Raw genomic sequence first — 22935 nt, forward strand, 5'->3', positions numbered from 1 at the left:
AGCGGAGAAAACGCTCCGGCTCCATGCCCTCTCTAAGACCGCCGCCCCGGATCCGTCAACTCAAACGGTCCGCTTCATCAGGCGGAAGGCCTCCTTTCGCCCAAAGCATCCTCACGACCAATGGGACCGCGCGGTATCGACCTGGAAGTCGTCGATGGGTTGAATGTGGTCGGAGGCAGGCTGGTCAAGGTTCACGGATGCGTGCGACACCGTCGTCGATGCATCATTGGCGTCGATTTGCTCAGTCCATGCGCCCACAGCCCCGTGGCTCGGGTCGGTTGCGCCGTCCGCCATCAGCAGAAGAATGTCGGAACCGGACAAGTCCTGGGTGGTTCCGACATCCGCAGCGGCCATGAGGCCGTGAGCCTCCGCTTGGGCGGGCGGAGGATCGTCCACGACGACTTCGACAGTCTTGGATATCGAGGCTGCCCCGTCGCTGTCACGCAATGTCACGGCGATGCTGCGTGATCCGGCAGTGAGACCGGACGCGTCTCCACTCTCCAGAACCAGAGATTGCAGCACGGCTGCATACGTCGCAGGATTGGCATTGCCACTCAGGGTCAGGGTGCCGGTACCGATGGCATATCCGCCGCCCACCACCTCGATCCCGGTATCGCCGATCATCATGCGCCCGTTCTCGCTGTGGAGGGCGTAGCCGTCGAAGTCGAGACGGTCGCTGGGCTGCGCCCCCGACAAGGTGGTGGTCGCGCCGCCGAGCTGCGGACTGTCAATGTCCTGGACCTGTGCCGAACCGATCGCATCCGCCTGATGTGCCCCGGCTCCCGCATGGGCCGGTGCCGTCAGCAGCACTTCCGGTGCGTCGTTCACAGCGTCGATGGTCACCGTGAAAGGCATCGTCTTCGTTGCGGTCTGACCGGTGGCTTCAGTGCTGGTGGCCTGAAGGGTCAGATGGAGAGCGCCGTTCCAATCCTCGGCAGGGATGAGCTGGAGACCGGCCAGATTGCTCGCAGGCACCCTCCACTCGCCATTGCCGATTGCCTCGCCGTGGGAGAGCTTGAAGTTGCCCGGAATCCCGAGAATGCTGACAGACAGCGTCTCGGATCCATCGGTATCGACAAGTGCTGCGGACAGGTTCAGCGGGATCGTGTGATCCTCCTGCCCCACTGCACTGGCTGCGGTCACCACCGGCGCATCGGCAACCGCGTTCACGGTCACCGTATGGGAGCCGGTCACTTCCTGGCTCACGGTGATGCCATTGCCTGTATCCGTGATGGTTGCTTTCAGGGTCAGGCTGAAATCGGCATCGCTGTGATCCGCGAGCCGGATCGACACGAGACCCGCACGCAGGTCGGCGGTCGAGACCTGCCAAGTACCGGGCCTGAGCTCCGAACCGAGACTCAGGCTGGCACCTGTCGGAAGGCCCGACACCTGGGTGAATTCCGACCAAGTCTCGGACCCGTCGTTGTCCTGGAGCGTGAAGGTCGGATTGAGCAGGATCGGAGTGTCCTCGTCTCCCGTACTCGCGCCATTGATCGTGCCGGAATCCGTCACCGGGTTGAGATTTACTTTGAAATCCACTGAGGTATGAGCAGTCGATCTCCCTGCACTCTCGGCGGAGATGCCGGTGAGCGTGAGGGTAAAGGAGCCCGAAGCCTGCGGCGGTGGCGTGAAGGTCAGCCCATTGAGCTGCGCCGGTGTGAGAAGCCAGCTGCCGTCGGTCTGCTTCGTACCCGCATTGAGGCTCGCGCCGACCGGTACTCCGCTGAGCACGAAGCTCAGGCTCTCCGATCCATCGGTGTCCTGCAAAGCGCCACCCAGGCCTGTGAGGCTGATCGTGGTGTCCTCGCTGCCGGAGAAATTGACCACCGTTACATCCGGTGCGTCCGCCACGGCATCGACCTGGACCCGGAAGGTCGCTTCGCTCGTGGCGGTCCCTCCGGCGCTTTCTTGAGTGATGGCAGTCAGGGTGAGAGCAAATGTGCCCGAGAAGTTCTGCGGCGGGGTAACGGCAAGGTGTGGCAGGTCGGATGGAGACACGATCCAGGTTCCATCCGCCTGGCGCGTGCCATGGTTGAGGGTGGCCCCAGCCGGCATATCCGAAATGACCACCGACAGCATTTCGGAGCCGTCGCGGTCAGTCAGGGCTGCCGAGAGATTCAGGGCGATCGGCTGGTCTTCCAGACCCGATTCATCACGGGCGCTCACGACGGGTGTGTCGGCCGCGGCATCCACCTTCACCTGGAACGTGGCATGGGTAGTCGCCACCGAGCCGTTTGACGTCTCGCGCGCATGGGCCTGCACGGTCAGATTCATGTTCCCGCTCCAATCGGCGGGCGGCGTCACGGTCAATCCGGTGAGTTGCGACGGCGTGAGCGTCCAGCTGCCGTCACCGTTGTTGATGCCTTTGGAGAGCCGCGCGCCTTCCGGCAGTCCCGCGATCACGACGGAGAGCACTTCCGATCCGTCAGTGTCGATCAGAGATGCAGAGAGGTCGAGCGTAATCGTCCCGTCCTCCTGACCGGTCGCGTCATGCACGGTCACTCTCGGGGCGTCCGCAGACGGCGTGATCGAAACGGCAATCGTCCGGCTCGTCTCCTGCGGGTCGCCGTTGCTCGTTTCCCGGGTTGTCGCGTCGACCTTCAGAACGAAGGTTCCGTATGCGTTCGAAGGCGGCACGAAGCGCAAGCTCGCGATGTTCGCCGGATCGATCGACCACTTTCCGTCAACGACATTTATGATGCCGTCACCCTCGAGACGAGAGCCTGCCGGCAGACCGGAGATGACAATTGACGTGACGGTCTCGCTCCCATCGCCATCTCCTGTGGTAACGGAGAGATTGAGCGGCACCGCCGTATCCTCTACGCCGGTTGGCGGGTTGGCGCTGATGACGGCATCATCGGCGACCGCAACGACCTCCACATTCAGCGCAGTCTTCGTGGTCGTCTTGCTGCCCGTGGCTTCCATCGAAATTGCGATGACTTCCAGTTTGATCGTGCCGGAGAAATCTGCCGGAGGCGTCAGGCTCAGGTTATTCAGCTGGTCGGGTCGCAGAACCCACGCCCCGGTCATCGGATCTTTCACACCGGCCGACAAATTTGCGCCTGCGGGCACGCCTTCGATGCGGATGCCGAGTGTTTCCCTGCCGCCATCCGTGTCCTGGATGCCGGCTTTGATCGACAAGGCGATGCTACGATCCTCGTCGGTTCTTGCGTCCTCGATTTTCAGGTCCGGTGCCTGTGCAACAGGAGGGCTGACGGGTACTGTGCCCGACCCGTCGCCACCGGTGCCTCCACCTCCACCGGCAGGCGCCGTGACCGTCACCGGGACCACTTCGCTCGCCTCGGATTGGTCACCCTCCCGCTCGACACCGACAGCCGTCACGGTCAGGTTGAAGCTCCCGGTGAACCCGGTAGGCGGACGGATGGAGAGTGTCGGCAGAGCCTCGACCGGAACGAGCCATAATTTGTCACCGGCCGGAATGCCGGCCGAGAGGGTTGCTCCGTCCGGCACATCCCGAATCCAAATGTACAGCGTTTCGGAGCCATCGGTGTCGCCAGGGACGGCGGTGATGTGGAGCGGAATCCGACCCTCATCCGGGTTGATGCTGTTGTGACCTGTGCCATTCGCCGCTGAGAAGGTCAGCACGGGCGTATCGGCATCGCCGGTCGGATCCACCACCATCTGCCCGCCGATCGTGGCCTGTACGCCACCACTATCCTCGATCGTCATTGTGACATGCAGGGTGGCAGCCCTGTCGCTGTCGTGGGGCATGGTCAAGGTCACGCCGGCCATGTCGCGAGCGGAGATCTTGTAGAACCCGTCCCCATCGGCGCTGACAACAGTTTTATCTGCCAGGCGCAGGACGGCGCCGCCGGGGATCCCGCTGATGAGAATGTCACCGACAACCTTCTCCGAGTTGTCGCTGTCTCGCAGACCAGGGTTGAGATGCAGCGCGATAGGCTGATCCTCCGTCCCATGCATGGTCCCCCAGTTTCCGGAGGTTCCGTCGAGACCGCCCACGGCAGGGACATCCACCACTGCCTTCACCTCAACGGGGAAGTTGACGGGCGTTGTTGCCTGGTTGCCTCCCCGCTCCTCCTGCGAGATCGCAGTGACAGACAGGTTAATGGTCCCCGAAAAGTTGGCCGGCGGCAGCAGCGTCACCAGCCTGGCCTCGTCGGCCGTCAGGGACCAAACTCCCGGACCGCGATAGGTGCCGTGGGAGAGGATTGCGCCGTCAGGCACTCCCCTGATCACGAAACTGAGCGTCTCGGATCCATCGTTATCCGGCAGGGTAGCCGTGAGATTGAGAGCGATCGGGTTGTCCTCGAAACCGCTGGCGCCGGTAACATCCATGACGGGAGCGTCGGCGACGGCCCGTACCGTCACTGAAATGTCCTGCGGCTCGCTTTCGGCTCTGCTGCCATTGGGCTCCGCCGAGATGACGGACACCTTTACGCTGAAGTCTACGTCCGAATGCGCAGGAGGCGTGATGGTCACGCTGTTCACCCGAGCGGGATCGACCGACACGCTCCCGTCGACGATGGACAATTCCACGCCGCCGGCTCGCACCACCGCTCCAACCGGAATGCCCGTGATCCGGAAAGCGACGATTGTTTCCGAACCGTCCCGATCCGTGGTCCAGGCCGCCATGTTCAGTGGGATTGCAGTGTCCTCGTCGCCCACCGCTGGAGCAACGCGCAGTCCCGGCGCATCGGCCACCGCATCGACCGTTACCTGGAAGGGCACTTCTCGCACTTCCGTTTTGCCGGTCGACGTTTCTTTAGCGGTCGCTTCTATCTTTAGATTCAGCGTGCCTGAGAAGTCCGCCGGCGGCTTCAGAGATAGGCTCGAAAGATCCTTTGCGTCTACGAGCCAGGAACCGTCCGACTGGAATGTACCCTTCGTCAGGGACGCCCCGCTTGGCACGCCGTAGATCCTGACGGTCAGGGTTTCCGATCCATCCGTATCGACCAGCGAGGCCGAGAGGTTGAGTGCAATCTCCTGATCTTCCTTCCCGGACACGTCCGTAGCGCTCACGTTCGGCGCATCGGTCACCGCTCTAACCTTGACGTCGTAAGTGCCTGTTACATCCTGGCTGATCGTCTTCCCGTTACCAGTGTCGTTCAGGGTTGCAGTGAACGTCAGGGTGAAATCTACGTCGCTGTTTTCCGGCGGTTTGATCGTTACCAATCCCGCTCGGAGATCCGCGGTGGAAACCGTCCAGACTCCGCCCACCAGCGTTCCCCCACTGAGCGTAGCGCCTGGAGGAACACCGGAAATCTGCGTGACGTCGGACCACTTTTCCGATCCATCATTGTCGGGCGTATCGAACTTCGGACTAAGCTTGATCGACGTATCCTCATTGCCACTGACGGAGCCGCTGATGCTGCCGTCATCCAGCACCGGATCGAGATTCACGGTGAAGTTGGCCGAGTTCAGAGCCTTCGCCGCCCTGGGATCGCTCTCCGTCGCAACGGCCGTCAGCGTCAGATTGATTGTGCCAGATATGTTCGCCGGCGGTGTGAGGACCAGGCCTTCGAGCTGGGCCGGCGTGAGAAGCCAGCGGCCGTCCCCCTGTTTGATGCCGGCATTGAGCGTTGCACCCGAAGGCACGGTGAGCAGGAAGCTCAGGCTCTCCGAACCGTCGATGTCGTGCAGGGCCCCACCCAAACCCGTGAGGGTAACAGGCTCGTCCTCGCGACCGGAGAAGTTCGCCACCTTGACGTCAGGGGTATCGGCAACCGCGCCGACCTGCACGCGGAAGTCGACCGTGCTGATCGCCGTATCGCCGCTGCGCTCCTTGGAGGTCGCCTCGATGCGCAGGTTCAGGGGACCGGAAAAATCATGGACTGGAGTGAGCGCCAAGCGCGGAACGTCGGCAGGAGACACGCTCCAGCTGCCGTCCACCTGGCGGGTGCCGTGGGACAGCGATGCGCCAGCAGGCACGCCGAAGATGACGACCGACAGCACCTCCGAACCGTCCTGGTCCTTCAGCGTCGCCGAGAGGCCGAGCGGAATCGACGTATCCTCAAGGCCGCCAACGTCATGTGCTGTGATCTGCGGTGCATCGGCAACCGCCTCCACGTCGACCTTGAACGGGGCGCGGACGATCTCGGACGATCCGTTGGAGGTTTCCCGCGCCTGCGCCACCAGGGTCAATGCCATGGTGCCGCTCCAGTCGACCGGCGGCGTCAGGGTCAGTCCGGAAAGCTGTGAGGGCGTCAGGGTCCAGCTGCCATCGCCATTGTCGATGCCGGCGGAAAGACGTGAACCGGCCGGCAGTCCCTCGATCACGACCGAGAGAACCTCCGAGTTGTCGGTATCGGTCAGGGCTGCCGAGAGGTCGAGCGCAATCGGCCGATCCTCTTTCGTGGCCGCATCGTGCACGCTCACGTCGGGAGTGTCGGCGATCGCCTCGACGTGGACCTGGAATGGTGAATCGGTCGTCGCTATCGCACCGTTCGTGCTCAGCGCGGTCGCGCGCAGGGTCAGGTCGATCGGGCCAGAATAGTTCTTCGGGGGCAGGATGGAAAGATCGGCCAGATCGGCCAGGTTGACCTGCCAGCTGCCGTCGGCGGCACGAGAGCCGTGCGACAGCGACGCGCCCGCCGGGACCCCAAGGATGCTCACCGACAGGACTTCCGAACCGTCCGTATCGGTCAGGGCCGCGGAGAGGCTCAAGGCAATCGACTTGTCCTCCCAACCGGAAGCATCATCCGTGTTGACCACGGGGGCATCGGACACGTTGTCGACCTGTACCTGGAAGTTGGCGCTCCGCGTCGCCGTCGAGCCGTTCGAGCTCTCGCGGGCGGTCGCCTGAAGCGTCAGGTTGATCGTTCCGGAGAAGTCCGATGGCGGCGTGATGGAAAGATGGGTCAGATCGGCGGCAGACACCTCCCAACTGCCGTCAGGTTGCCGAGTCCCGTGCGAGAGGGATGCGCCAACCGGCACGCCGAGGATGCTCACCGACAGGATTTCCGATCCGTCGTCGTCGACGAGCGCGGCCGAAAGATCGAGCGGGATCGGCTGATCCTCATCTCCGGACACATCGGCCGCCGACACCGCGGGAGCATCGGCAACGGCGGCGACGGCGACCGTATGGGTTCCCGTCACCACCCGGCTGACGCTCGTGCCATTCGCACTGTCGGTCAGCGTCGTTGTAAGGGTAAGGGTGAAATCCTCATCGCTGTGCTCGGCCGGTCGGATCGTTACGAGTCCAGCGCGCAGATCGGCAGTCGATACCTGCCAAACACCAGGCGAGACTTCGCTGCCACGGTTGAGCGCAGCACCCGGCGGCAGGCCGGCGACCTGGGTGAACTCCGACCATGTCTCCGAGCCGTCCGCATCCGGAGTCGCAAAGGTGGGCCGGAGCAGGATCGTCGTATCTTCCGATCCCTCACTCATGCCGCCGACAGAGCCGGCATCCACGACCGGATCGAGACTCACCGTGAACGTGGCGGAGGAACGGGCGCTTGGCACGCCCGGCTCGCTCTCGGTCGCGACGGCCGTGAGCGTAAGGGTGAATTGTCCGGATGCCTGTGGCGGCGGGGTCAGGGTCAGACCTTCGAGTTGTGCAGGCGTCAGGGCCCAGCGCCCCCCACCAAGCGCCGTGCCGGCACTGAGTGTGGCTCCGGCCGGAACACCGCTGAGCACGAAGCTGAGGCTCTCAGAGCCATCCGTATCACGCAGTGCACCGCCGAGGCCGGCAAGGCTCACCGGCATGTCCTCCTGGCCATAGGCATCGGCGACCATCACGCCGGGCGTATCAGCCACCGCATGCACCTGCCCCTGGAAGGACGCTTCGACGATAGCCGTCGCGCCGTTCAACTCCTGCGACGTCGCGTGCAGTTTGAGGCTGAAGGTACCCGAGAAGTTCGGAGGTGGGATGAGCGCCAGATGAGGCAGGTCCGCGGGAGACACGCTCCAGCTGCCATCGGACTGGCGCGTGCCGTGCGTCAGAGAAGCGCCTTCGGGAACGCCGAAGATCTTGACCGACAGCAGCTCCGATCCATCCGTATCGGCCAAGACGGCCGAGAGATCGAGAGCAACCGGCTGATCCTCCCTCCCTTCTGCGTCGGTGACCTGCACAAGCGGAGGAGAAGCCGCGATGTCGCGCGGCTCTTCCGGCGCCGGCTCGTCCGTCGTAGGTCGCGTAGTCGTATCCTGCTCATCCGGCGACGGGACCTGCGTCATAGCTTGGTCCGATTCCGGGGCGATCGGAGAGCCCGGTACAGGCGAAGTATAGCCCGACGAACCGCGGGCCGTTGCGATCCTCGGCGGTGCGAGGGTGTGTGTTGCAGCCGATGAAACCAGGGTAGACGGCTCAGGCAACGGGGCATCGAGTGCCATCGACGTGCCTGCTTGAGCCGGTGCGTCCAGCACGTCCAATGGCGCGCCCGCCGGACGCTGCGTTGGCTCTGTGGTAAGAGGCATGATGCCATGCGATCCACCCGAGCCTCCTCCGGATGGTGCTCCCGGCACCATGCCGAAGGCCGCAACCGCCTCCGTTCCCCCGACAAGATTGCCGCTGGCGCCGCCGTCGCCTACGGGAACCGTGCGCTGCACGGCACGCAGGGCGCGCAGGGCCTCCTCATCGACGACGCTGGCGTCGAATGGAATGGTCAGGTCAGGTTGCTGGGTCATGGGTGTGCTCAGCGTTCGTGGAAGGATGCCGCCATGGCCGAATAGATCGGCTTCAGCAGGTACTGCAGCACCGTCTTGGTGCCCGTGGTGATGTCCGCCTGGACGGTCATGCCAGCGACGATCCGCGCATGACGCGGATCGTGGCCGACATGCTGCTGTTTAAGAGCGATGCGCGCGCGATAATGCGGCTGCCGCTGCTCGTCGAGGAAGGTGCCCGCCGAAACGCGCTCCACTTGGCCCTCGACGGAACCGAAGCGGGCATAGTCGAAGGCCTGGACCTTCACGTGCACCGGCTGACCGACCTCGATGAAACCGATGTCGCGCGGCATCAGCCGGACGTCGGCCACGAGTTGCGTGTCCTGCGGCATGATCTCGGCGACCAGCCCGCCGGGCGGCAGGACGGTACCGGATCGATGGACCGCCAGCCCGCGCACGACGCCGCCGATGGGCGCGCGCAGCATGATGCGCTCGGCACGGTCTTCCAGCTTGCGGACGACTTCCGTCGTCTCGGCAATGTCCAACGCGACGCGCGCCGCTTCCTGACGGGCCTCGTCCACCGCGGCGGACTGCGCCTCGACGACGCGGGCTTCAGCCTCGGCCAGACTGCGTTGCGCTGTGGCGCGCTGTCCGGTCAACCGCTCATGCTCGGCCTTCGCACTCATGGAAAGCCGCTGCGCTTCCAGCACCGAAAGGCGGGTCGTCAGGCCGTTGCGGGCGAGTTCCTCGCGAATCCCGAGTTCCTTGGAATGCAGCTCCATCTGCTCCTGCACGGCGGCGATCTGCCCCGCCATCGTCGCCAGATCGCCGCGTCGCTGCGCCACCTGCTCCTGCAGAACCGACACGCGATCGGCCAGAGCCCGCAGGCGCGCGTTCAATGCGGCGCGCTGCGGCTCGACAAAGCGACCCGACGTCAAGGGGGGGACGGTCTGCGCATCCCCGCCCGCATGGGCGACCATCCCGGCCGCCGGTCCCTGGCGGCTGCGCGTATCCATGGCAAGGACATTGCCATCTGCGGCCGCCGCAAGGCGTTGCGCCTGCAACTGCAGGGACTCGAGCCGGTGACGCGCCTGCGACAGCTCGGATTGCGCCACAGCATCATTCATACGCAGCAGAGGCTGCCCCGCCTCGACCGCCTCGCCTTCGTCCACAAGCACCTCGGCGACGATTCCGCCCTCGAGATGCTGAACGGGCGCGGGCGCGGCCGTCGGAGTGATCTCGCCCACGCTCACTGCGACCTCCGGTACATGGGCCAGGGCCGCCCAGGTCAGGCCCGCGGCAACAAGGAGCCCGGTGCCGAGCACCACGGCTCGCTCCAGGCCGCTGACGCGCAGCTCTTCGAGCGCCAGCACATGACCGTCGGGACGCGGCTGGCGGCTGGCACGCGGCAAGAAGCGCCGGTCGACGCTCGGAGGCAGGATTTCGCCGTTGGCGAGAGATGTTGCGGTCTTGCTCATCATGCAACTTTCGAGCTGTTGGCAGCGGACAGGTTCGCGAAGGCGGCATTCGCCAGCGACGGGCCGATGGGAGCTCTTGTGGGACGGGGCCCGCCGGGAGCCGTCTGCTGGTCGAGTTCTTCCACCTGCCCATCGCGCAGGCGCAGGACGCGATCCGCCAGCCGGATATGGCTCGGCCGGTGCGTTGCCATGAGGATGGTGCAGCGGCCGCGGCGCGACGCGATGACGTCGGTGAAGGCCTTCGCGCAGGCGTCGTCGAGCCCGGCGACCGGTTCGTCGAGCAGCAGGATCGGCGCGTCGCGCAACAAGGCACCGGTGAGAGCGATGCGCTGCAGGATGCTGCGCGGCAGCCGGCCGCTCTGGTTGTCGCCGACACGGGTGTCGAAGCCCTGGGGGAGAGACTCGATCGTCTCCAGCACGCCGGCCTCCTCAGCCGCTGCGCGCAGTTCCGCGTCGGACGCACTGGGGCGGGCGAGACGCAGGTTCTGCGCCACGGTGCCGTACAGAAGCCCCGGCGATTGCGGCACCCAGCCGATGCTGCGACGGAGTACGGCAGGGTTGAAAGAACGCACGTCATGGCTGTCGATTCGCACCAAACCGCCCTGCGGCCTGTAGAGACCGGCGATCAGCAGCAGCAGAGTCGACTTGCCGCTGCCTTCGGCACCCGTCACGGCGACGACCTGTCCCGGCTGGATGGCGAAGCTGGCACCGGCCAGGACCGGCTCGGATTGCGGGAGATAGCGCAGGGTCACGCGCTGGAACACGATGGCGCCCTGCTCCGGCGGTGCCATGCGCGCCTCGAGCGGCGGAGGCCGCTCGGTCTCCAGAGCCATCAGCCCATCGACCTGGCGGATGGAGGCCTGCGTCTGTTCCCAACGGGAGAGCATGACGAAGCAGGTCTGCATGGGGCCGAGAATGCGCCAGATCAGCATCATGCCGGCGATCAACGCGCCGGCCGTCATGGCGCCTGCCAGAACCGAAAGCACCCCCATGACCACGGCGGCCAGCCCCGACAGGGTGACCAGCGCCTGGCTCGTGGCGAGCACCGAACCGGCGAGCGTGCTGACCCGCGCCGAGGATACGGCGGCCGCAGCGGCTGCAGAGGAATAGCGGTCGATCCAGCGTTCCTCCGCTCCAACGAGCTTGAGGGTCCGAACGGTTTCGAGCGCTTCCACTGCCAGCGCTTCTCTCATCTGGTTGGCGCGGGCGGCCTGCTCGATCGCCAGTCGCATCGGTCCGCGGGAGATCAGGAACAGGATGACGAAACCCGCAGCCGTGCCCACGGGCACGAGCGCGATCCAGCCTCCCAGCACCAACATCAGGACGATCACCAGCAGGGTGAAAGGCATGTCGAGCAGAGCGACGGCGAAACTGCCCGTGAGGAACTCGCGGATCGCTGCGAAATCGCGGAGGCGCGACACCTGGGAGGCCGTTCCTGCCCGCTCCACCAGCGCGGTCGGCAGTGACATGAGCTGCGTGAAGACAGCGCTCGGCACGAGGCGGTCGAGCCGCTCGGCAATGCTCAGCAGAGCGCGTTGCCGGATGGCGCGGAAGGCAACCTCGAGAAGGATGGCGGCCGCTGCGCCCGCAACGAGCATCGGCAAGGTTTCCGGGCTGTAGCCCGCGATCACGGTATCAAACACCGTCATGGTGAACACGGGTACGGCGAGACCAAGCACCGCCATCAGACCGCTGACGCCGAGCAGGGCGGGCAGATCGCCGCGGAAGCGTCGTGCAATGCCGCTGAACCAACTCTGACGCGGGGCCCCGGCGTCCGTATCGATGACGAGCATCAATGTGCCCCGTAGCGCATCGGGATCGCAGGGCTCAACCTCGCCGGTCGCACCGTCGAGGAGCAGGACCTGCCCCTCTTCATCTCGATAGACGATCGCCGCCGCATCGCCCGCCGGGAGCAGGATGGCAGGCAGACGCCTCGGATCCAAGGTGCCCCGCGACAGGCGCTCCATCCGGGTCGGATAACCGAGGATGGCAAGGGTGTTCCGCACATCGGTCAGGTCGATGTCCGGTTTGACGTGCGGGAGAGCCGACAGAAGATCGTCCGCACTGCCGGGCCATTCCATCAGCCAGAGCATGGTGGAGAGGCAGCGGGCGAGATCGGAGGGAGCCAGCAGATCGTCCGGCAGTTCCAGTGGGGCGCGCGAGCGGTCTTCTCTTATCGGGCTCATGACACGCGCTCCAACCGGCTGTCCCGGATCGCATAGACCCTGTCGGCGATGTTCAAGGTGGAGGGCCGGTGCGTGACGATGACCACCGTCACCCTGCCCCGCAGATCCGCCAGCAGGCGGGCAAGGCGGGCATCGCTGTCTCCGTCGATCTGCGATGTAATGTCGTCGAGGAGCAGGATGCGCGGCTCTTCCACGAGTGCACGAACGACGCCGATGCGTTGGGCTGCACCGCGCGGCAACGGCGTGGCGGCCACACCGACCTGGGTATGCCAGCCGCCCGGCAGAGCACTGGCAACCTGATCCAATCCCAGTTCCGTTGCCAGACGGAGGGCCAGGCCCTCCCGCTGCGGCTGGTGCATGGTCAGGTTCTGCAGCAGTGTGCCACGGACCAGCGCGGGATCGGGCGGCACCAGTGCGACCAGCCGGCGCGCCGGCCCGACATCGACCTCGGCGAGATCCTGTCCATCGATATGAACGCGACCGCTCGTCGCCCTCAGGTCGCCTGCGATCAGGCGCAGCAGAGCCGAACGGCCGGACCCGTTGGAACCCGTGATGCCGACGATCTCGCCGGGCTGCGCTTCCAGATTGAGACTGTCGAACAGCCAGTCGGAATAGCGAGGGTTGCGGAAGCGGACATCCTGCAGAAAGACGTGCCCCGCCGATATCTGCAACGACGGCCGGTCGGGGCTGCGCTCCTGCGGAAGGGCGCCAATCTCCGCGACGCGTCTCTTGCTCTCCTTGAGCGATTGCAGGCGCGACCACAGGGCAACGCCGCCGAGGAGCGGCTGCATGGTGCGACCGACCAGCATCGTGCAGGCGCCGAGGCCGCCGACGCTGAGATGCCCGTTCAGCACCATATGGCAGCCGAAGGCCGCCACGCCGACGGTGGCAACCTGGGCCAGCAGCATGCCGCCCTCCTGCCCCATCGAGATCGTGTGCGACAACTTCCGGCGCAGTTGGGCAGAGCCGATCTGCAAACGCTCGTAGCGCCGCTCGAGCAAGGGCTCGGCGCCCAGCACCTTCATGGAATGGATGCAGCTCAGGGTATCGAAGAGAAAGTTGAAGCGGCGCTCCTCGGCCATAGCGAGGTTATGGGCGGCGTGGCGCACGCGATGCCCTGTCAAAGCAGCCAGGAGTCCAACACCCGCCAGAAGCGTCAGAGGCACCAGGACGAGCGGACCGGCCAGGTACCAGATGCCGATGAGGTAGAGCAGCGCGAAAGGCAGGTCGAGCATCGCCTGAAGCGCCGGGCCAGACCATGCCTCGCGCAGGGTGCCGATGGCGGAGAGGCGCTCGGCGTAATAGCCGTTGCCATGCGCCTCCAGCGCCGACAGAGGAGCGTTCAGCAGGCACTGCATGGCCTGACGATGCGCCTGCGCCTCGGACGTTGCCGCGACCCGGGCGAGCACCCGACCGCGCACATGGCGCAACAGCGCCTCCAGCAGAACGGCGAAGGCCACCGTTGTGGCGAGCACCGCGAGGGTGCCGACGGCCTTATTCGGCAGGATCCGGTCGTAGACCTGGAGCAGCGCAACGGGAAGAGCCAGGGCCAGCAGAGTGATGAGCAGGGTCGCCTCGAGCACCGGGATCAGGAACGCGATCCCGAAGCGGCCGATCAGACCTCTGAACGGGCGTGTCAGCCAGGGGCCGGAGGACGCCATCGAGGGCGCCCCGGAAGAGACGGCGGACCGATCCATAATGCTACCAATGGCCTTTCGGCCGAGAAAATACTGACGATATCTTTGGTGAAATATACCGGGCTCTCACCGGTATGGCGGGGCGGCATCATGCCTTTGGACCGTTCTCAGCTCAGTGAGAGCCCAACCCGCCATAAGTATCAGCGTATTGCTACACTAGAATTCGGAAATATTTTCTTATAAGTCAACGCAATGTCATGCCCGACATGCCGTTAATGTTTTGGTAAAGTTAATATTGGTCGATATTTGCGTTGCTGAACGCTCATTCAGAGACGTTACGGAAATTTGAAATCAAATCTTATAACGTCCCTCAGGTTCCCCTTGCCGATGGCTCCGACCTATTCTCGAATGCCCGATCAGAGTGAGAGTCAGTATCCTTACCTTTCGGAAAGTCTGCCGGGTTTTCGTAATAGATGATCTCAATCATCAGGATCGACGGGAGGCGTTCCGTAGGTGTGGAACGACTCGACCGTCTTCATGCCCCAGGCCTGTCCCTTCTTGCGCTCCTCCTCCGTCCAGACGATCGGCTTCCAGTCCGGTGCGAGGATGAGGCGGGCGCCGGCGTTGCACACCTCGACCCGGTTGCCGCCGGGCTCGTAGACATACAGGAAGAAGGTCTGCTGAACCGCGTGCTTGTGCGGGCCGGATTCGATGGGCACCCCAGCCTCCAAAAAGATGTCTGCCGCTCTTAAGACGTCCTCGCGGCTGTCGAGGGCGTAGGTCAGGTGGTGGAACCGGCCTTTGGCTCCGGTATGATCGCGGGTGAAGGCGAAGTCGTAGCTCTTGTTGGTCAGCGTCATCCACATGCCGGCTTCGGTGCCGTCATTGAGGACGATCTGCTCGGTCAGTCGGCATCCGAGATACTGCTCATAGAAGATCCGGTTGGCCCGAATATCCGAGGCAAGGCAATTCAGATGGTCGAGCCGTCGGACATTGACGCCCCGAGCCGGAAAACGCTGGGCCTGGTTCTTCAAGGCCGGCTTCAGCTCCGGCGGAGCCTGATACCACTCGGTCTCGTAGTACAGCTCGACGACGTGCCCGTCCGGATCGCGGCACAGGAAGGCCGGGCCGTGGCCAAGATCGCCATCCGTCCAGCCGATATCGTGGCCGGATCCTTTCAGGGCAGCCACACGACGCTCCAATGCCTGCTGGCTGCGCGCGCGGAACGCCATGTGGCCCATGCCCGGCTTCTTCGACGCAGTGAGCTTGAGCGAATGGCGCTCGTAATCGTCCCAGCCGCGGAGATAGACCGAGTCGCCCTGCCGGCCGCTCACCGTCATGCCGAGCACATCGATGAAAAAGCGCAGGCTCTCGTCCGGCTTCGGCGTGAGCAGCTCAAGGTGGCCAAGATGGGCCAGGTCGAGCACCGGTTCGTCTTGCATCATGATGTCTCTCGCGCGCAACAATGGTTGCGAGGGAACCCGAAGGAGCTCCCTCGCCTACCCGATCAAGCTGCCTTTTTGGCTCCGGAGCCGGGGCTGCCCCACACTTCTTCGGCGATCTCGACGATCATGCGCAGCTTGGCCCACTGCTCGTCCTCGGCAAGCGTGTTGCCCTCCTCCGTGGAGGCAAAGCCGCATTGAGGCGAGAGGCAGAGCTGGTCGAGATCGACGTATTTGCTGGCCTCGTCAATCCGGCGCTTGATGTCGTCCTTCTTCTCGAGAATGCCCGTCTTGGAGGTTACAAGGCCCAGTACGACGGACTTGCCCTTCGGCAGGAAGCGCAGGGGCTCGAAGCCTCCCGCACGGTCCGTATCCCATTCCATGAAGTAGCCATCGACCGGCATGCGGTTGAAGAGAACCTCCGCGACCGGCTCGTATCCGCCGGACGCGATGAAGGTCGAGCGGAAATTGCCGCGGCACAGATGCATGGTGATCGTCAGATCGTCCGGCTTGTCCTTGAGCGCCTCGCGCACCATGCCGGCATAGATCTCGGGCTGCTTCTCCGGATCGTCGCCGCGCTGGCGCAGCATCTCGCGTTGCTCGGGGTCGCAGAGATAGGCGAACGAGATGTCGTCGAGCTGAAGGTAGCGGCAGCCGGCGTCGTAGAAGGCGTGAACGGCCTTGTTGTAGGCCTTGCCGACATCGGCATAAAAGTCGCCCATGTCCGGATAAACGCCCATGTTCATCATCTTCCGCCCGCCGCGGTAGTGAAGCATGCTCGGACCCGGAATGGTCATCTTCGCCACGCGATCCGTGTTGTCCTTCACGAAGCGGAAATGGTCGATCATCGGATGATGGCCGGAGAAGCCGACCTTGCCGATGACCCGCAGAGCCTTCGCAATGCCGACGCCGCCCTTGAAGTTCATGCCGGAATCGGCCTCGACGGAGGTGACGCCATCGAGATGTTCCAGGAAGTCGAAATGCCAGAAGGCGCGGCGGAACTCGCCATCCGTCACCGCCTGCAGGCCGATCTCCTCCTGGCGCTTGATCAGAGCCCGGATCTCGCGATCCTCGATCTCCTTCAAGGCCTCATCCGAGATTTCGCCATCATGATGCTTGTGGCGCGCCTCCTTCAAGGCGGCGGTCCGGAGCAGGCTGCCGACCATATCGGCGCGGAAAGGCGGTTTGGTGCGTTGCATGGCTATTCCTCTCGTTAGGTTGTTCTAATGCGCGGCCGCGCGCGCAGGCTTTTTCTTGGCGGTGACACCAAGATGCTGCTCAAGAGCTGCCGGATCCTCGATGAGGGACCGGCTCGAACCGGCGTGAACGATCGTCCCGCGGTCGAGAATGACAGCATTGTCGGTCACGCCCAGGATCTTCTGAGCGTGCTGCTCCACGACGACGGCCGACATGCCCTCCCCGCGGATGATGCGCTTCAGAGCTGCCAGCAGCTCTTCGATGATGATGGGCGCCAGTCCCTCCGTCGGCTCGTCCAGCAGCATGAGCTTGGGATTGAGCACGAGCGCGCGGGCGATGGCCAGCATCTGCTGCTCGCCGCCGGAGAGTTGGTTGCCGAGATTGGAACGGCGTTCCTTCAGGCGCGGAAACATCTCGTAGACCCGGCTCACGTTCCACGCCCCTGGACGTGCGACGGCGGTGAGGTTTTCCTCCACGGTCAGCGACTTGAAGATGTTGCGTTCCTGCGGCACCCAGCCGATGCCGGCATGCGCCCGCTTGTCGGGGCGCGTCGTCGTGACGTCCTGACCATCGAGCATGATGGTGCCGCCGCGTTGGCGGGTCACGCCGATGATCGTGTTGAGCAAGGTCGTCTTGCCGGTCCCGTTGCGGCCGAGCACCGCGAGGGATTCTCCAGGCTTGAGGGAGAGGTCGATCTTCGAGATCACGACCGCCTCGCCATAACCTGCGGAGACTTGGCTGAGCTTCAGAAGATCACTCATCGACGCTCTCCCCGAGATAGACGGCCCGGACCCTGGGATCGGTCGAGACCTCCTCGACACTGCCTTCGGTAAACAGCGCGCCATTGACCAGAACCGAGATCCGATCGGCAAAGCTGAAGACCAGATCCATGTCATGTTCGATCAGGAGGACCGAAACATCCCGCGGCAGGGCCGCCACCGTGGCAAGCAGTTCGTGACGCTCGGCCTCCGGCACGCCGGCTGCCGGCTCGTCGAGGAGCAGCACGCGCGGCCGGCATGCAAAGGCAACGGCAATCTCCAGAAGGCGCTGCTTGCCATAGGCCAGGTTCGAGGTGCGCTCATCCAGGACATCGGTGAGGCGGAAGCGCTGGGCGATCTCGACGATTTCGTCGACGATCTCGCGCTTGCTGCCGATCACGCGCCACCAGTCGCGCCCTCCTCCAAGCCGCTCCGACACGGCAAGGCCCAGGGTCTCGAGGGGCGTCATGGCCGGAAAGAGCTGGTTGATCTGAAACGTGCGGGCGAGACCGCGCTGGACCCGCAATTCGGGCCTAAGGCGCGTGATGTCCTCGCCTTCCAGCAGGATCTGCCCGGATGTCGGCGTGAGCACGCCCGTGAGGAGGTTGATGAACGTGGTCTTGCCGGCGCCGTTCGGACCGATGAGAGCATGGCGGGCACCCTGCTCCAACTTGAACGACACGTTGTCCGTGGCCACAAGGCCGCCGAAGCGCTTGATCAGGCCCTTTGTTTCGAGAGCGGCCGCCATATCAGACCTCCCGGGCTGTCGTTGTCTGCAACGGTTGCGGGCTATCCGCCGCCAGGCTGCGTCTCGACCGCGGCCACAAGGCCCTGATCCGATCCGTCAGCCGCTCCCGGCCAGCTAGGACGATGAGAACCAGGATGAGTCCGATCCAGAACTGCCAGTATTGCGGCGTCCAGGCCGAAAGGACATCCTGCAGCACCTTGAAGACAACGGCACCGATGAGCCCGCTATAGAGATAGCCGACGCCCCCGATCACAAGAACCAGCATCACGTCGGCAGAACGGTGGAAGGCAAGCACGTCGAGGGAGACGAATTGCGTCGTCTGCGCCAGCAAGGCACCGGCGACGCCCGCATAGGCCGCCGCCAGCGTATAGATCGTCACGAGGCGGCGGTTGACAGGAATACCTACTGCGCGGGCGCGCAGGGGATTGTCGTGGATCGAGCGCAGCGACAGGCCATAGGGCGACACGACGATCCTGCGCGCGAGAACGAAGAGGACAAATGTCACCACGAGGCTGTAGGTGTAGGCGACCGTCCCGAAGATATCGAACTCGAACAGGCCGAGGATCGGTCCCATGCTGATGCCCTGAAGACCGTCGGCACCGCCGGTCAGCCAGGACATCTTATTGGCCAGTTCACCGAGGACGAGGGCAACGCCCAGCGTCACCATCAGCTTCGTCAGGTCCGAGCCGCGCAGAACGAGGAAGCTGGTGGCGAATCCGAGGATGGCCGCAGCAATCGCGGCGACGCCCAGGCCGACAAGAGGATCGCCCACGCCGTTCCTGGCGAGAATGCCAGCGGCATAGGCACCCAGGCCAAAGAAGGCGGCATGTCCCAGAGACACGATGCCGGCATAGCCGAGGATCAGGTCCAGAGACAGGGCGAACAGACCGATGATCGCGATCTCGTTCAGAATGAGATGGCGCTCCGGCAGGAAGAACAGGGTCCCGGCCGCTACCAGCCAGAAGGCGATCTCGCCCAGGCTCCATCGACCCCTTCTGCTCAGCGCCGACCTGACTTTATCGGCAGTATTGGACTGCATCGGCTTGTTTCCTATCGGTTCAGCGCGCACGGGCGAACAGCCCCTGTGGGCGAAGAACGAGAACGACGATCATGAGCGTATAGATGACGAAGGCACCAAGGCTCGGCACGTAGTACTTACCGGCCACATCGGCGATTCCAAGGAGCAGGGAGGCCAGGAAGGGGCCGGTGATGCTGGTGGTCCCGCCGACAGTGACGACGATCAGGAAGTAGATCATGAACTTGAGCGGGAATGTGGGATCGAGCCCCAGAATTTCCGCACCCAAGGCTCCACCCAGGCCCGCCAAGCCGGAGCCGACCGCGAAGGTGGCGGCGAAGATCACGCTGACATTGATGCCGAGCCCGCGGGCAACACGCGGATCGTCGACCGCGGCCCTTAGGCGGCTGCCGAACCGGGTTTGGGTGAGGATGAATTGCAGGGCGACCACGAGAACGCCGCACACAGCGATGATGAAGCTTCGATACAGGCCGACCTGGATACCGAAAATCTCGACACGCCCTTGAAGCCACGTCGGGATCTGAATCATCTGCTGCTGCGATCCCATGGCGTAATCGACCGCAGCCACGGCCATGAATACCAGGCCGATCGAGAACAGCACCTGATCGAGATGGCTGCGCGTATAAAGCCGCTTGTAGAGCGTTCGCTCGAGCACAAGCCCTGCAAGAGCCGGCACGATGAAGGCCAGCGGGAGGGTCAGGAGGAACGGTACGCCATAGCGGTTCATCAGAACGGCCGTCACATAGCCCCCGGCCATGGCGAAGGCGCCGTGAGCCAGGTTGACGAAGTTCATGAGCCCGAGTGTTACGGCAAGCCCGCAGGCCAGCACGAACAGCAGCATGCCGTAGGCGATACCGTCAAAGAGGATGGTCAGCACCGTTCTCTCCAGGAAACGCGAGACAAGCGCCGCCTCCTGGCGGCGCTTGTCTCATGGTTGTCAGTTGGACTTTGCGGCTTTCACCGGGTCCTTGACGTTCGGGATGGTGGCGAATTCCACGTTGTAGAGCTCGCCGTCCTTGCGCTCGACCTTGCGTACATAGATGTTCTGGATGATGTCGCGGGTCTGCGGGTCGATGGATACCGGACCACGCGGGCTGGTCCAGCTCATTCCCTTCATGGCGTCGATCAAGGCCTGACCTCCGGCGCCGTTGGTCTTCTTCAGGCCCTCGTAGATCAGGTGCATGTCGTCATAGCCGCCGACCGCCATGAAGTTCGGCCGCATCCCGTTGTTCGCCTTCTTGAAGGCCTCCACGAACGCCTTGTTCTCCGGGCTGTCATGAGCGGCGGAATAGTGTTGGGTCGTGATCGCCCCGAGCGCCACATCGCCCATGTTGTTGAGCAGATCGTCATCCGTCACGTCGCCGGGGCCGATCAGCTTGATGCCGCTCTTGTCGAGACCGCGCTCGACGAACTGCTTCATGAACTGGGCACCGATGCCGGAAGGCACGAACACGAACAGGGCGTCCGGCTTGGCATCCGCTACCTTCTGCAGGAAGGGCGAGAAGTCCGGATTGGCGAGTGGCACCCGCAGGTTCTCCACCTGCCCGCCCTTCGCCGTGAAGGCTGAGGTGAAGGCCTTCTCGGCATCGATGCCCGGTCCATAATCGGATACGAGCGTCGCGACCTTCTTGATGCCGTTCTGTGCAGCCCATTCGGCCATCGGCACCGTGGCTTGCGGCAGGGTGAAGCTGGTGCGCACAATATAGGGGGAAGCCTCGGTGATCGTTGCCGTAGCCGCGGCCATCACCACAGCCGGCACCTTCGCCTGGGTGGCGAGCGGCGCCGGGGCAAGAGCCAGAGGCGTCAGGCCAAAGCCTGCCATCACGGCGATCTTGTCGTTGACGATCAGTTCCTGTGCTAGGCGCTTGGTCACGTCGGCCGTGCCGGTGTCATCCTTGACGATGAGCTGGATCTTCTTGCCGGCGACCGTGTCGCCCTTCTGCTGCATGTAGAGCTTCGCGGCCGCCTCGATCTGGCGCCCCGTCGAGGCGAAGGGACCCGTCATCGGCAGGATCAGGCCGATCTTTACCGTCTCCTGAGCCGATGCCGCCCCGGTCAGGGCCAACACGGCCGCAGCCCCTAGGAATGTGCGTCTCAACATATTTCCTCACTCCCTCTTTGGCTTTTTAGCCATTCACCTTAAGCGCGGATGCGCCGTTTGATGAGCGCAGAACCCGGCACAAGGTCCATGTCCCTCTGGTTTGTAAGCGCTCTTTCCAGATTACGATGGGCAATGCGCGCATGCTCGCGCATGATCGCCTCGGCCCGGCTCCCCTCCCGCCGTTCGATGGCGCTCAGCACGCAGCGATGCTGATCCTGGGCCACGGTCAGAATATGATGCAGCTCCGGCGAGCGGGACTGAACGGGAACCAGGGCGCTCGCTGAAGCAAAAGGCAGGGCGCTGGCCCGTTCGAGCTGCCGCGCCAGGGGCGGAGAGTCGGCCATATCGATCAGGATTCGGTGGAACCGGGCGTTCAGTTCGACATATTGCGAGAGGTCGATCTCAAGCATCTCACGGCGGATGACGTCATCGATTTCATCAAGACATTCAGCGGCATGGAGAAGCGCGGAACGGCTGGCGCCATGCTCGGCAGCAAGGCGGACGGCCAGACCCTCGAGGGTTCCCCGAATTTCGATGGAAACGAAGACCTCCTTTTCCGAGAAAGCCTTCACGGAAAATCCGCCGGACGGGATCGCCTCCAGCAGACCCTCTTCCTCAAGCCGGACGAGGGCCATGCGAACCGGGGTTCGAGAGACGCCGAGCCGCTCGACCATCTGCAGTTCGGACACCCGCTCGCCAGGGTTCAACGCCCCACGAAGAACGAGCTCGCGCAGGGCAAGCTGCGCCTTCACGGTCTGAGAGAGCGAGCGGTCGCTGGCTTTGTCCATGCTCATCAGGCTGCCCGATCCGCGGTGTCGATGGTGATGCTGCCGCCGGCGACCCGCGAGACGCAGGTGCAGAGCTTGGTATTGGCAGCCTTTTCCTCGTCGCTGAAGAACACGTCGCGATGGTCGACGATGCCGTCGACCTCCAGGATGTGGAGCGCACACAAACCGCACTCGCCGCGCCGACAGTCGGAGATCATCCCGACACCTGCGGTCTCGAGGGCATCGAGCATGGTCTGGTTCTGCGGAACGTCGACCACGAGGTTGAGGCGGGGAATGTTGACCTTGAAGGGCTGAGAGGCGAAGCGGCCACTGTTGCCGAAGGTCTCGAACCGCAACTGATCGACCGGACGGCCGCTCTGCTGCCATACGCGCTTCGCGGCTTCCAGCAAACCGATGGGGCCACAGACATAAAGCTCACCGCCGGGCGCCAGCCGAGCGATCTCGGAATCGAGATCCACCCTGCCACCATCCTCGTCGACGAACATCTGCAGCCGGTCGCCGATGCGCTCGCGCAGTTCGTCGGCGAGAGCGGCATCCTCTCTGCGGCGGCAGGCATAGAGCATCCGGAAATCGGCATGGATGTCGGCGAGCGCGATCGCCATGGTGTAGATCGGCGTGATGCCGATCCCCCCGGCGAGCAGGAGATATTCCGGTCGGCCCCGGCCGAGGTCGAAGTGATTGCCCGGAGTCGAGATGGTGAGTTGGGCTCCCGGCTTCAGGCTCCACATGTAGGAGGAGCCGCCCCGGCTGTCGCCGAGGAGCTTCACCGCAATCCTGTAGATGCCGTCCGTGCACGGTCCTACGATCGAATAGGATCGCACATCCGGCCGTTCGCCGATCTGCACCGTTACGTTGATATGGCTGCCGGGCTTCGGGATGATGAAGTCTCCCGAAGGCTCGATCTCGAAGAGCCGGATGTCGGGAGTGAGATCCCGTGTCCGGAGCAGCTTCGCGGCCCGCCAGTCGAGTTGCTCGGCCATC

Annotated in this window: 13 protein-coding genes; all 13 read right to left on the reverse strand. The window is 64.1% G+C overall.

Translation table 11 applies throughout. The features are described 5' to 3' along the window. Window positions 1-111: 111 nt before the first annotated feature. The 13 genes from FS320_RS05825 to FS320_RS05885 all read right to left on the reverse strand — a co-directional run bounded on the left by FS320_RS05825 (window position 112) and on the right by FS320_RS05885 (window position 22934). The gene (locus FS320_RS05825) at window positions 112-8607 is read right to left on the reverse strand and encodes a DUF4429 domain-containing protein (RefSeq protein ID WP_152710154.1); all 8496 of its coding nucleotides are present in this window, start codon (window positions 8605-8607) and stop codon (window positions 112-114) included. 8 nt (window positions 8608-8615) lie between these two features. Further along, on the reverse strand, window positions 8616-10064 hold the full coding sequence (locus tag FS320_RS05830) for an HlyD family type I secretion periplasmic adaptor subunit (RefSeq protein WP_152710155.1): 1449 nt from the start codon (window positions 10062-10064) through the stop codon (window positions 8616-8618). Next, a complete protein-coding gene (locus FS320_RS05835; protein WP_152710156.1) occupies window positions 10061-12247 on the reverse strand; it encodes a peptidase domain-containing ABC transporter in 2187 nt (728 codons plus the stop codon). The genes FS320_RS05830 and FS320_RS05835 overlap by 4 nt, the downstream gene beginning before the upstream one ends. Next, window positions 12244-13908 (reverse strand): peptidase domain-containing ABC transporter, encoded by a 1665-nt coding sequence (locus tag FS320_RS05840; protein ID WP_162002849.1) that lies wholly within the window; start codon window positions 13906-13908, stop codon window positions 12244-12246. Before FS320_RS05840 ends, FS320_RS05835 begins: the two co-directional genes overlap by 4 nt. 455 nt (window positions 13909-14363) lie before the next feature. Next, complete coding sequence (locus FS320_RS05845) at window positions 14364-15326, reverse strand: catechol 2,3-dioxygenase (protein ID WP_152710197.1); 963 nt, start codon at window positions 15324-15326, stop codon at window positions 14364-14366. A 65-nt stretch (window positions 15327-15391) separates the two neighbouring features. Then, window positions 15392-16525 carry a 5-methyltetrahydropteroyltriglutamate--homocysteine S-methyltransferase gene (locus tag FS320_RS05850; protein WP_152710158.1) on the reverse strand — a complete coding sequence of 378 codons (1134 nt, stop codon included), beginning with the start codon at window positions 16523-16525 and terminating at the stop codon, window positions 15392-15394. A gap of 24 nt (window positions 16526-16549) precedes the next feature. Then, window positions 16550-17284 (reverse strand): ABC transporter ATP-binding protein, encoded by a 735-nt coding sequence (locus FS320_RS05855; protein WP_152710159.1) that lies wholly within the window; start codon window positions 17282-17284, stop codon window positions 16550-16552. Then, window positions 17277-18029: an ABC transporter ATP-binding protein gene (locus tag FS320_RS05860; protein ID WP_152710160.1), complete on the reverse strand. Its 753-nt coding sequence runs from the start codon at window positions 18027-18029 to the stop codon at window positions 17277-17279. The genes FS320_RS05855 and FS320_RS05860 overlap by 8 nt, the downstream gene beginning before the upstream one ends. 1 nt (window position 18030) lies before the next feature. Next, complete coding sequence (locus tag FS320_RS05865; RefSeq protein ID WP_152710161.1) at window positions 18031-19068, reverse strand: branched-chain amino acid ABC transporter permease; 1038 nt, start codon at window positions 19066-19068, stop codon at window positions 18031-18033. 19 nt (window positions 19069-19087) lie between these two features. Then, a complete protein-coding gene (locus tag FS320_RS05870) occupies window positions 19088-19942 on the reverse strand; it encodes an ABC transporter permease subunit (RefSeq protein WP_162002850.1) in 855 nt (284 codons plus the stop codon). A 60-nt stretch (window positions 19943-20002) separates the two neighbouring features. After that, a complete protein-coding gene (locus tag FS320_RS05875; RefSeq protein WP_152710162.1) occupies window positions 20003-21166 on the reverse strand; it encodes an ABC transporter substrate-binding protein in 1164 nt (387 codons plus the stop codon). A 38-nt stretch (window positions 21167-21204) separates the two neighbouring features. Further along, window positions 21205-21960 (reverse strand): GntR family transcriptional regulator, encoded by a 756-nt coding sequence (locus tag FS320_RS05880; protein ID WP_152710163.1) that lies wholly within the window; start codon window positions 21958-21960, stop codon window positions 21205-21207. Further along, window positions 21960-22934 carry a PDR/VanB family oxidoreductase gene (locus tag FS320_RS05885; RefSeq protein ID WP_152710164.1) on the reverse strand — a complete coding sequence of 325 codons (975 nt, stop codon included), beginning with the start codon at window positions 22932-22934 and terminating at the stop codon, window positions 21960-21962. The genes FS320_RS05880 and FS320_RS05885 overlap by 1 nt, the downstream gene beginning before the upstream one ends. Between the last annotated feature and the right edge of the window lies 1 nt (window position 22935).

This window comes from Microvirga tunisiensis (genome assembly GCF_009296175.1).
In the GTDB taxonomy this organism is placed as follows: Bacteria; Pseudomonadota; Alphaproteobacteria; order Rhizobiales; family Beijerinckiaceae; genus Microvirga; species Microvirga tunisiensis.

Bases quoted from the DNA above. Each gene is read 5' to 3' on its own strand.
- FS320_RS05825 (WP_152710154.1), bottom strand. From the start codon at position 8,607: ATGACCCAGCAACCTGACCTGACCATTCCATTCGACGCCAGCGTCGTC.
- FS320_RS05830 (WP_152710155.1), bottom strand. From the start codon at position 10,064: ATGATGAGCAAGACCGCAACATCTCTCGCCAACGGCGAAATCCTGCCT.
- FS320_RS05835 (WP_152710156.1), bottom strand. From the start codon at position 12,247: ATGAGCCCGATAAGAGAAGACCGCTCGCGCGCCCCACTGGAACTGCCG.
- FS320_RS05840 (WP_162002849.1), bottom strand. From the start codon at position 13,908: ATGGCGTCCTCCGGCCCCTGGCTGACACGCCCGTTCAGAGGTCTGATC.
- FS320_RS05845 (WP_152710197.1), bottom strand. From the start codon at position 15,326: ATGCAAGACGAACCGGTGCTCGACCTGGCCCATCTTGGCCACCTTGAG.
- FS320_RS05850 (WP_152710158.1), bottom strand. From the start codon at position 16,525: ATGCAACGCACCAAACCGCCTTTCCGCGCCGATATGGTCGGCAGCCTG.
- FS320_RS05855 (WP_152710159.1), bottom strand. From the start codon at position 17,284: ATGAGTGATCTTCTGAAGCTCAGCCAAGTCTCCGCAGGTTATGGCGAG.
- FS320_RS05860 (WP_152710160.1), bottom strand. From the start codon at position 18,029: ATGGCGGCCGCTCTCGAAACAAAGGGCCTGATCAAGCGCTTCGGCGGC.
- FS320_RS05865 (WP_152710161.1), bottom strand. From the start codon at position 19,068: ATGCAGTCCAATACTGCCGATAAAGTCAGGTCGGCGCTGAGCAGAAGG.
- FS320_RS05875 (WP_152710162.1), bottom strand. From the start codon at position 21,166: ATGTTGAGACGCACATTCCTAGGGGCTGCGGCCGTGTTGGCCCTGACC.
- FS320_RS05880 (WP_152710163.1), bottom strand. From the start codon at position 21,960: ATGAGCATGGACAAAGCCAGCGACCGCTCGCTCTCTCAGACCGTGAAG.
- FS320_RS05885 (WP_152710164.1), bottom strand. From the start codon at position 22,934: ATGGCCGAGCAACTCGACTGGCGGGCCGCGAAGCTGCTCCGGACACGG.